General features: G+C 50.8%; 1 protein-coding gene. It reads right to left on the bottom strand.

Going from position 1 to position 3,116, the window contains the following annotated elements:
• Positions 1 to 1,129 precede the first annotated feature (1,129 nt).
• Positions 1,130 to 1,990 (bottom strand): broad-spectrum class A beta-lactamase TEM-116, encoded by an 861-nt coding sequence (locus E0F75_RS39645; RefSeq protein WP_000027050.1) that lies wholly within the window; start codon positions 1,988 to 1,990, stop codon positions 1,130 to 1,132.
• Positions 1,991 to 3,116: the final 1,126 nt, after the last annotated feature.

Here is a 3,116-nt window from a genome sequence, read left to right as displayed (position 1 = left end):
CGCTCACAATTCCACACAACATACGAGCCGGAAGCATAAAGTGTAAAGCCTGGGGTGCCTAATGAGTGAGCTAACTCACATTAATTGCGTTGCGCTCACTGCCCGCTTTCCAGTCGGGAAACCTGTCGTGCCAGCTGCATTAATGAATCGGCCAACGCGCGGGGAGAGGCGGTTTGCGTATTGGGCGCTCTTCCGCTTCCTCGCTCACTGACTCGCTGCGCTCGGTCGTTCGGCTGCGGCGAGCGGTATCAGCTCACTCAAAGGCGGTAATACGGTTATCCACAGAATCAGGGGATAACGCAGGAAAGAACATGTGAGCAAAAGGCCAGCAAAAGGCCAGGAACCGTAAAAAGGCCGCGTTGCTGGCGTTTTTCCATAGGCTCCGCCCCCCTGACGAGCATCACAAAAATCGACGCTCAAGTCAGAGGTGGCGAAACCCGACAGGACTATAAAGATACCAGGCGTTTCCCCCTGGAAGCTCCCTCGTGCGCTCTCCTGTTCCGACCCTGCCGCTTACCGGATACCTGTCCGCCTTTCTCCCTTCGGGAAGCGTGGCGCTTTCTCATAGCTCACGCTGTAGGTATCTCAGTTCGGTGTAGGTCGTTCGCTCCAAGCTGGGCTGTGTGCACGAACCCCCCGTTCAGCCCGACCGCTGCGCCTTATCCGGTAACTATCGTCTTGAGTCCAACCCGGTAAGACACGACTTATCGCCACTGGCAGCAGCCACTGGTAACAGGATTAGCAGAGCGAGGTATGTAGGCGGTGCTACAGAGTTCTTGAAGTGGTGGCCTAACTACGGCTACACTAGAAGAACAGTATTTGGTATCTGCGCTCTGCTGAAGCCAGTTACCTTCGGAAAAAGAGTTGGTAGCTCTTGATCCGGCAAACAAACCACCGCTGGTAGCGGTGGTTTTTTTGTTTGCAAGCAGCAGATTACGCGCAGAAAAAAAGGATCTCAAGAAGATCCTTTGATCTTTTCTACGGGGTCTGACGCTCAGTGGAACGAAAACTCACGTTAAGGGATTTTGGTCATGAGATTATCAAAAAGGATCTTCACCTAGATCCTTTTAAATTAAAAATGAAGTTTTAAATCAATCTAAAGTATATATGAGTAAACTTGGTCTGACAGTTACCAATGCTTAATCAGTGAGGCACCTATCTCAGCGATCTGTCTATTTCGTTCATCCATAGTTGCCTGACTCCCCGTCGTGTAGATAACTACGATACGGGAGGGCTTACCATCTGGCCCCAGTGCTGCAATGATACCGCGAGACCCACGCTCACCGGCTCCAGATTTATCAGCAATAAACCAGCCAGCCGGAAGGGCCGAGCGCAGAAGTGGTCCTGCAACTTTATCCGCCTCCATCCAGTCTATTAATTGTTGCCGGGAAGCTAGAGTAAGTAGTTCGCCAGTTAATAGTTTGCGCAACGTTGTTGCCATTGCTACAGGCATCGTGGTGTCACGCTCGTCGTTTGGTATGGCTTCATTCAGCTCCGGTTCCCAACGATCAAGGCGAGTTACATGATCCCCCATGTTGTGCAAAAAAGCGGTTAGCTCCTTCGGTCCTCCGATCGTTGTCAGAAGTAAGTTGGCCGCAGTGTTATCACTCATGGTTATGGCAGCACTGCATAATTCTCTTACTGTCATGCCATCCGTAAGATGCTTTTCTGTGACTGGTGAGTACTCAACCAAGTCATTCTGAGAATAGTGTATGCGGCGACCGAGTTGCTCTTGCCCGGCGTCAATACGGGATAATACCGCGCCACATAGCAGAACTTTAAAAGTGCTCATCATTGGAAAACGTTCTTCGGGGCGAAAACTCTCAAGGATCTTACCGCTGTTGAGATCCAGTTCGATGTAACCCACTCGTGCACCCAACTGATCTTCAGCATCTTTTACTTTCACCAGCGTTTCTGGGTGAGCAAAAACAGGAAGGCAAAATGCCGCAAAAAAGGGAATAAGGGCGACACGGAAATGTTGAATACTCATACTCTTCCTTTTTCAATATTATTGAAGCATTTATCAGGGTTATTGTCTCATGAGCGGATACATATTTGAATGTATTTAGAAAAATAAACAAATAGGGGTTCCGCGCACATTTCCCCGAAAAGTGCCACCTGACGTCTAAGAAACCATTATTATCATGACATTAACCTATAAAAATAGGCGTATCACGAGGCCCTTTCGTCTCGCGCGTTTCGGTGATGACGGTGAAAACCTCTGACACATGCAGCTCCCGGAGACGGTCACAGCTTGTCTGTAAGCGGATGCCGGGAGCAGACAAGCCCGTCAGGGCGCGTCAGCGGGTGTTGGCGGGTGTCGGGGCTGGCTTAACTATGCGGCATCAGAGCAGATTGTACTGAGAGTGCACCATATGCGGTGTGAAATACCGCACAGATGCGTAAGGAGAAAATACCGCATCAGGCGCCATTCGCCATTCAGGCTGCGCAACTGTTGGGAAGGGCGATCGGTGCGGGCCTCTTCGCTATTACGCCAGCTGGCGAAAGGGGGATGTGCTGCAAGGCGATTAAGTTGGGTAACGCCAGGGTTTTCCCAGTCACGACGTTGTAAAACGACGGCCAGTGCCAAGCTTGCATGCCTGCAGGTCGACGATTGAAACGATCCTCATCCTGTCTCTTGATCGATCAGATCTATGTTGGTGTCATTCTACCAGAATCGGCAAAAGGTGTCAACCTCGAGCTAGTTGCCGATTCTGGTCTAGCTAGAGTCGACTAGAGGATCCCCGGGTATCTAGAAAAAAAACCCCGCCCTGTCAGGGGCGGGGTTTTTTTTTAGCACCGACTCGGTGCCACTTTTTCAAGTTGATAACGGACTAGCCTTATTTTAACTTGCTATTTCTAGCTCTAAAACGTCGTGATCATGAAGAGCACGCTGGATCCTACCAACCGGCACGATTGTGCCCACAACAGCATCGCGGTGCCACGTGTGGACCGCGTCGGTCAGATCCTCCCCGCACCTCTCGCCAGCCGTCAAGATCGACCGCGTGCACTAGACACGTCTGAAGCTAGCTAGAATCTCTAGAGGATCCCCGGGTACCGAGCTCGAATTCGTAATCATGGTCATAGCTGTTTCCTGTGTGAAATTGTTATCCGCT

It is taken from the genome of Streptomyces sp. CB02980 (assembly GCF_014451325.2).
Classification (GTDB): domain Bacteria; phylum Actinomycetota; class Actinomycetes; order Streptomycetales; family Streptomycetaceae; genus Streptomyces.
Note: the sequence above shows the minus strand (reverse complement) of the source record. Positions and strands in the feature narration are given on the sequence as shown.

Excerpts from the sequence above, each read along its gene's own strand:
- E0F75_RS39645 (WP_000027050.1), bottom strand. The coding sequence starts at position 1,990 with ATGAGTATTCAACATTTCCGTGTCGCCCTTATTCCCTTTTTTGCGGCA.